8 protein-coding genes and 4 tRNA genes are annotated in these 6575 nt (G+C 57.6%); all 12 read left to right on the top strand.

The genetic code is table 11. From position 1 onward, the window contains the following. Positions 1-314: 314 nt before the first annotated feature. The 12 genes from birA (at position 315) to rplA (ending at position 6489) form a co-directional block, all read left to right on the top strand. Positions 315-1274 (top strand): bifunctional biotin--[acetyl-CoA-carboxylase] ligase/biotin operon repressor BirA, encoded by a 960-nt coding sequence (gene birA, locus JKP78_RS12935; RefSeq protein WP_170027983.1) that lies wholly within the window; start codon positions 315-317, stop codon positions 1272-1274. Further along, entirely contained in the window at positions 1264-2013 is a 750-nt protein-coding gene (locus JKP78_RS12930) for a pantothenate kinase (RefSeq protein ID WP_170027984.1), read from the top strand. The genes birA and JKP78_RS12930 overlap by 11 nt, the downstream gene beginning before the upstream one ends. Positions 2014-2020: 7 nt before the next feature. Beyond that, a complete protein-coding gene (locus JKP78_RS12925) occupies positions 2021-2446 on the top strand; it encodes a hypothetical protein (protein ID WP_170027985.1) in 426 nt (141 codons plus the stop codon). A 152-nt stretch (positions 2447-2598) separates the two neighbouring features. Continuing rightward, a tRNA-Tyr gene (locus JKP78_RS12920) sits at positions 2599-2682 on the top strand. Positions 2683-2706: 24 nt separating this feature from the next. Beyond that, positions 2707-2780, top strand: a tRNA-Gly gene (locus tag JKP78_RS12915). A gap of 29 nt (positions 2781-2809) precedes the next feature. Beyond that, positions 2810-2885: transfer RNA gene (locus tag JKP78_RS12910), tRNA-Thr, on the top strand. 78 nt (positions 2886-2963) lie between these two features. Next, positions 2964-4157: an elongation factor Tu gene (gene tuf, locus JKP78_RS12905; protein WP_170027986.1), complete on the top strand. Its 1194-nt coding sequence runs from the start codon at positions 2964-2966 to the stop codon at positions 4155-4157. Positions 4158-4211: 54 nt separating this feature from the next. Next, a tRNA-Trp gene (locus JKP78_RS12900) sits at positions 4212-4287 on the top strand. Positions 4288-4331: 44 nt separating this feature from the next. Further along, the gene (gene secE, locus JKP78_RS12895) at positions 4332-4700 is read left to right on the top strand and encodes a preprotein translocase subunit SecE (protein WP_003257081.1); all 369 of its coding nucleotides are present in this window, start codon (positions 4332-4334) and stop codon (positions 4698-4700) included. 9 nt (positions 4701-4709) lie between these two features. Beyond that, positions 4710-5243, top strand: coding sequence for a transcription termination/antitermination protein NusG (nusG, locus tag JKP78_RS12890; protein ID WP_003255501.1), 534 nt, complete (start codon positions 4710-4712; stop codon positions 5241-5243). 119 nt (positions 5244-5362) lie between these two features. Beyond that, positions 5363-5794 carry a 50S ribosomal protein L11 gene (gene rplK / locus JKP78_RS12885; RefSeq protein WP_003255500.1) on the top strand — a complete coding sequence of 144 codons (432 nt, stop codon included), beginning with the start codon at positions 5363-5365 and terminating at the stop codon, positions 5792-5794. Next, a complete protein-coding gene (rplA, locus tag JKP78_RS12880) occupies positions 5794-6489 on the top strand; it encodes a 50S ribosomal protein L1 (RefSeq protein ID WP_170027987.1) in 696 nt (231 codons plus the stop codon). Before rplK ends, rplA begins: the two co-directional genes overlap by 1 nt. Positions 6490-6575: the final 86 nt, after the last annotated feature.

Genomic DNA, 6575 nt, shown 5'->3' with positions numbered 1-6575 from the left:
AAACGATGCATCGCCGATGGTAGTGTGGGGCTTCCCCATGTGAGAGTAGGTCATCGTCAAGATTCATTTCGCAAAACCCCTATCTGCGCATGCAGGTAGGGGTTTTGTCTTTGCGCCGGTAAAACCAGCGTGATCCCTGCAACCCTGATCTACCTGGCAAACCGCGCCGCCTGCGTCGCGGCTGAAAACACTCTCGCGCCGGCCGCCCCAAAAGGCCAGAACCAAGCCCGCTCGCGCCTGTCGACAGGCCCTTTTCCTATGCAAGCCAACAACCCATAGCTATCATGCCTGCCTTATTCCAAGTCGAGACTGGCATGCTGAAGTTGTTGAATCTTCTCAAGGATGGCAAGTTCCATTCCGGAGAAGCTCTGGGGGCAGCCCTCGGGGTGAGTCGCAGCGCCGTTTGGAAGCAGCTGCAGCACCTGGAGAGCGAGCTGAACCTCACCATTCACAAGGTTCGTGGGCGCGGCTATCAGTTGGCTGCGCCACTGGCTTTGCTCGATGCGCAGGCAATCGCCAGTTTTGCTGCCGGCGAGCAGTGGCCGGTTTTCATTCATGAGACGATCGACTCGACCAATGCCGAAGGCCTGCGGCTGGCAGGCGAAGGGCAGGCGGCTCCATTTTTGGTTCTGGCCGAACGGCAGAGCGCCGGCCGTGGTCGGCGTGGGCGGCAATGGGTCAGCCCGTTTGCCGAGAACCTCTATTACAGTCTGGTGCTTCGTGTGGATGGCGGCATGCGCCAGCTCGAGGGCCTGAGTCTGGTGGTGGGGTTGGCGGTAATGCGTACCCTGCAGGCGTTCGGGGTGAAGGATGTTGGGCTCAAGTGGCCCAACGACGTCCTTGTTCGCGGGCAGAAGATTACCGGCATTCTCCTTGAGCTGGTCGGCGACCCGGCAGATGTCTGTCATGTGGTGCTGGGTATCGGTATCAATGTGAACATGCAGGCCAACGATCAAGTCGACCAGCAATGGACTTCGATGCGCCGTGAGGTGGGTGCAGCAATTGACCGCAACCGCCTGGTCGCACTGCTCAGCCAACAGTTGCAGCATGAATTGGCCCGGCATCGTCGTTATGGTTTTGCCGCGTTCCAGGAAGAATGGGAGCAGGCGCACCTCTGGCAGGGGCGTAACGTTTCACTTATCGCCGGTAGCACGCGTATTGATGGCGTGGTTCTAGGCGTCGACGGGCAGGGCGGCTTGCGCCTTGAGGTGGACGGGGTGGAAAAGAGCTTCAGTGGTGGTGAGCTCAGTTTGAGGTTGCGTGATGATTCTTGAGCTCGATTGCGGTAACAGCTTTATCAAGTGGCGGGTAATCCATGTCGCTGATGCAGCGATTGAGAGCGGCGGTATCGTCGACTCGGATCAGGCCTTGGTGGCTGAAGTGGCTGCGCTGGCTTCGGTGCGTTTGACCGGCTGCCGTATTGTCAGTGTGCGCAGTGAGGATGAAACCGACGCGCTTTGCGCATTGATTGCCCAGGCATTTGCCGTGCAGGCGCTCGTGGCTCACCCAGCCCGGGAAATGGCCGGGGTGCGCAATGGCTATGACGACTACCAGCGCCTGGGCATGGATCGTTGGTTGGCAGCGCTGGGGGCGTTCCACCTGGCCAAAGGTGCTTGCCTGGTCATTGACCTGGGGACGGCTGCAAAAGCGGATTTCGTTGCTGCGGACGGCGAGCACCTGGGTGGCTACATCTGTCCGGGCATGCCGTTGATGCGCAGCCAGTTGCGCACGCACACCCGACGTATTCGTTATGACGATGCTTCCGCTGAGCGTGCTTTGACCAGCCTGGCGCCTGGGCGCTCGACTGTCGAAGCGGTCGAACGCGGCTGCGTATTGATGCTCCAGGGTTTTGCGCGTACCCAGCTCGATCAGGCGCGTGCCTTGTGGGGGGAAGATTTCGCAGTGTTCCTTACCGGAGGTGATGCGCCGCTGGTGAGGGAGGCTGTGCCACAGGCGCGGGTCGTGCCTGACCTGGTTTTCGTTGGCCTGGCCATGGCCTGCCCATTGGATTGAGGTGCCTATGCGTTGGTTGTTTCTGTTGTTGCTGGTGCTCAACGTCTTTTATTACGTATGGCATCAGCAGGAAGCCCCGCTGAAGGTCAAGGAAGTCGCCCCGCTGTCGCTGTACAAGGGGAATCAGCAGGAAATCCGTCTGTTACGTGAAACAGGCGTGTCGACGCCGCCCAAGCGCCGGGATGAGTGCCTGGTAGTCGGTGGCATGATGGGGCAGGGCGAGCTCGAGGCGCTGCGTCAGCGTCTGATGAGCCTGGATATCGCCACGCTCCCGGTGGTGGGGCAGTTGCCTGGTGCGGAGGGGCGCTGGCTCAAGGTTGCCCCGGAAAGCGAGCGTTTGTTGGACCAAACGGTCCTCGCCGCTCTTTCCAATGATTTCAAAGACTTAAAACACAAAATTATTTTCTGCCAGGGTATTGCAACTGGCGAATAGCTTGATAGAATGGCGCCCGCTTCACAGGGAACACCACTCAGGTGGTAGAACTGGAAGCGGTGTCAAAGCAGCTAAGTTTCAGATTTGATTGAAAAAATTTGAAAAAACGCTTGACACTGGGGCGGCAGGCAAATAGAATGCCGGCCACATCTGGAGGGATTCCCGAGCGGTCAAAGGGGACGGACTGTAAATCCGTTGCGAGAGCTTCGAAGGTTCGAATCCTTCTCCCTCCACCAGTTTTAGCGAGAGCCGCAAGCTCCGCGGGTATAGTTTAGTGGTAGAACCTCAGCCTTCCAAGCTGATGATGCGGGTTCGATTCCCGCTACCCGCTCCAAGTTTGCTGGATTTTGCACAAAGTGTTTCGCTCTTGTAGCTCAGTTGGTAGAGCACACCCTTGGTAAGGGTGAGGTCAGCGGTTCAAGTCCGCTCAAGAGCTCCATATAAACAAGGCAGATATGAAAATATCTGCCTTTGTTTTATCAGCGCAAGACTATTTCTTCTGCGGAGGATTGTATCGATGGCTAAGGAAAAGTTTGATCGTTCCCTTCCCCACGTTAACGTCGGCACTATCGGCCACGTTGACCACGGTAAGACCACTCTGACCGCAGCTCTGACTCGCGTCTGCTCCGAAGTATTCGGTTCGGCAGTCGTTGAGTTCGACAAGATCGACTCGGCTCCGGAAGAAAAAGCGCGCGGTATCACCATCAACACCGCTCACGTCGAGTACAACTCGAACATTCGTCACTACGCTCACGTTGACTGCCCAGGTCACGCTGACTACGTGAAGAACATGATCACCGGTGCTGCCCAGATGGACGGCGCGATCCTGGTTTGCTCGGCCGCCGATGGTCCGATGCCACAAACCCGTGAGCACATCCTGCTGTCCCGCCAGGTAGGCGTTCCGTACATCGTGGTCTTCCTGAACAAGGCTGACCTGGTAGACGACGCTGAGCTGCTGGAACTGGTCGAGATGGAAGTTCGCGACCTGCTGTCCACCTACGACTTCCCAGGCGACGACACCCCGATCATCATCGGTTCGGCTCGTATGGCGCTGGAAGGCAAAGACGACAACGAAATGGGTACTACCGCTGTCAAGAAGCTGGTAGAAACTCTGGATGCCTACATCCCTGAGCCAATCCGTGCCGTTGACCAGCCGTTCCTGATGCCGATCGAAGACGTATTCTCGATCTCGGGTCGTGGTACCGTTGTTACCGGTCGTATCGAGCGTGGTATCGTCCGCGTTCAGGATCCGCTGGAAATCGTTGGCCTGCGCCCAACCACCAACACCACCTGCACCGGTGTTGAAATGTTCCGCAAGCTGCTGGACGAAGGCCGCGCTGGCGAGAACTGCGGCGTTCTGCTGCGTGGTACCAAGCGTGACGAAGTTGAGCGTGGTCAGGTTCTGGTCAAGCCAGGTTCGGTCAAGCCGCACACCAAGTTCACCGCAGAAGTCTACGTTCTGTCGAAGGAAGAAGGCGGCCGTCACACTCCGTTCTTCAAAGGCTACCGTCCTCAGTTCTACTTCCGTACCACTGACGTGACCGGTAACTGCGAACTGCCGGAAGGCGTTGAAATGGTAATGCCAGGTGACAACATCCAGATGACTGTCACCCTGATCAAGACCATCGCAATGGAAGACGGTCTGCGCTTCGCTATCCGTGAAGGCGGTCGCACCGTCGGCGCCGGCGTCGTAGCAAAAATTATTGAATAAGTAGTTGATTTACTTGATCAGGCCGGTATAATGGCCGGCCTGATACAGCGTTACAGGTCAGTAGCTCAATTGGCAGAGCGACGGTCTCCAAAACCGTAGGTTGGGGGTTCGATTCCCTCCTGACCTGCCATTTCACCTCGGTGTGATGGCTTTCTTCTCACAGGATCCTCCTCGATGACTCCCAAAACTGAAGCCCAAGAATCGCGTTTTGATCTGTTCAAGTGGCTGGCTGTAGTGGCTTTGGTGGTTGTCGGCGTAGTGGGTAATCAGTATTACTCCGCCTCTCCGATCCTGTATCGCGTCCTTGCACTTCTCGTCCTGGCTGCTGTCGCGGGCTTTGTAGCTCTGCAGACTGCGAAGGGCAAGTCGTTCTTTGCGCTGGCGAAGGAAGCTCGTACCGAGATTCGTAAAGTCGTGTGGCCGACCCGCCAGGAAACCACCCAGACCACGCTGATTGTCGTGGCTGTCGTGCTGGTTATGGCACTGCTGCTGTGGGGTCTTGATTCCCTGCTCGGCTGGGCGGTCTCCTTGATCGTTGGCTAAAGGTGTCCCGTGGCTAAGCGTTGGTATGTTGTGCATGCTTACTCGGGTTACGAGAAGCATGTAATGCGCTCTCTGATCGAGCGCGTCAAGCTGGCTGGCATGGAAGACGGTTTCGGCGAGATCCTGGTCCCGACCGAAGAAGTCGTCGAAATGCGCAATGGCCAGAAGCGCAAGAGCGAGCGTAAATTCTTCCCTGGCTATGTTTTGGTCCAGATGGAGATGAACGAAGGGACTTGGCACTTGGTCAAGGATACCCCTCGCGTGATGGGCTTTATTGGTGGTACAGCAGACAAGCCTGCGCCAATCACCGATAAGGAAGCCGAGGCTATCCTGCGTCGCGTTGCCGACGGTAGTGACAAGCCGAAGCCGAAGACGTTGTTCGAGCCAGGTGAAGTGGTTCGGGTCATTGACGGTCCGTTTGCTGACTTCAATGGCAGCGTCGAAGAGGTTAACTACGAAAAGAGCCGCCTGCAGGTTGCAGTGCTCATTTTCGGTCGCTCTACTCCGGTGGAGCTCGAGTTCAGCCAGGTCGAAAAGGTCTAGGCGAACGCAGCATCCCATACCCCGCAGCCCTGTGTGCTGCGGGGTTTTGTCGTCACTGGGATAAAACGCAAGTCATCCGGGGAGCCATCAGGCGTTCGTACCCGATTTTGGAGTAGCTCATGGCTAAGAAGATTCAGGCTTACATCAAGCTGCAAGTTAAGGCCGGCCAGGCCAACCCAAGCCCACCCGTTGGTCCAGCACTGGGTCAACACGGTGTGAACATCATGGAATTCTGCAAGGCCTTCAACGCCCGTACTCAGGGTCAAGAAGCCGGCCTGCCGACTCCTGTGATCATCACTGTCTACAGCGACCGTAGCTTCACCTTCGAGACCAAGAGCACCCCTGCCTCGGTTCTGCTGAAGAAAGCTGCTGGCCTGACCAGTGGTTCGGCTCGCCCGAACACCGTTAAAGTCGGTACCGTTACCCGCGCTCAGCTGGAAGACATCGCCAAAGCCAAACAGGCTGACCTGACTGCCGCTGACCTGGACGCTGCTGTACGCACCATCGCTGGCTCTGCCCGCAGCATGGGCCTGAACGTGGAGGGTGTGTAATGGCTAAGCTGACCAAACGCCAAAAGGCAATCGCCGAGAAAATCGAAGCAGGCAAAGCCTACAACTTCGAAGAAGCGGCCAATCTGCTGGCCTCGCTGCCGGCTGCCAAGTTCGTAGAGTCCTACGACATCGCCGTTAACCTCGGTGTTGACCCGCGTAAATCCGACCAGGTCGTACGTAGCGCTACCGTGCTGCCGCACGGCACTGGCAAGACCGTTCGCGTTGCCGTCTTCACCCAGGGTCCAGCTGCTGAAGCCGCTCTGGCTGCCGGCGCTGACCGCGTAGGTATGGACGATCTGGCTGCCGAAATGAAAGGCGGCGACCTGAACTATGACGTCGTCATCGCATCGCCTGATGCCATGCGCGTTGTAGGTCAGCTGGGTCAGGTTCTGGGTCCTCGCGGCCTGATGCCTAACCCGAAAGTTGGTACCGTGACCCCAGACGTAGCCGGCGCCGTCAAGAACGCCAAGGCTGGTCAGGTTCGCTACCGTACCGACAAGAACGGTATCATCCACACCTCCGTTGGCAAGATCGGCTTCGAAGCCGGCAAGCTGAAGGAAAACGTTGAAGCCCTGATCGCTGATCTGAAGCGTATCAAGCCAGCTTCCTCGAAAGGTATCTACGTCAAGCGCGTTACCCTGAGCACCACCATGGGCCCAGGTCTGGTCATCGATCAGAGCTCGCTGAACGTGTAAGAACATGGTGGCGCGACCTGTCGCGCCACCAGCAAAAATTGGGGTCCCTGCCTGGCGGGGGCTATCCAAGACCGTAGGCGGCGCAA

It is taken from the genome of Pseudomonas sp. LAM2023 (assembly GCF_016620375.1).
GTDB lineage: Bacteria > Pseudomonadota > Gammaproteobacteria > Pseudomonadales > Pseudomonadaceae > Aquipseudomonas > Aquipseudomonas anuradhapurensis.
Note: the sequence above shows the minus strand (reverse complement) of the source record. Positions and strands in the feature narration are given on the sequence as shown.

Coding starts and splice junctions, on each gene's coding strand:
- birA (WP_170027983.1), top strand. CDS start 315: ATGCTGAAGTTGTTGAATCTTCTCAAGGATGGCAAGTTCCATTCCGGA.
- JKP78_RS12930 (WP_170027984.1), top strand. CDS start 1,264: ATGATTCTTGAGCTCGATTGCGGTAACAGCTTTATCAAGTGGCGGGTA.
- JKP78_RS12925 (WP_170027985.1), top strand. CDS start 2,021: ATGCGTTGGTTGTTTCTGTTGTTGCTGGTGCTCAACGTCTTTTATTAC.
- tuf (WP_170027986.1), top strand. CDS start 2,964: ATGGCTAAGGAAAAGTTTGATCGTTCCCTTCCCCACGTTAACGTCGGC.
- secE (WP_003257081.1), top strand. CDS start 4,332: ATGACTCCCAAAACTGAAGCCCAAGAATCGCGTTTTGATCTGTTCAAG.
- rplK (WP_003255500.1), top strand. CDS start 5,363: ATGGCTAAGAAGATTCAGGCTTACATCAAGCTGCAAGTTAAGGCCGGC.
- rplA (WP_170027987.1), top strand. CDS start 5,794: ATGGCTAAGCTGACCAAACGCCAAAAGGCAATCGCCGAGAAAATCGAA.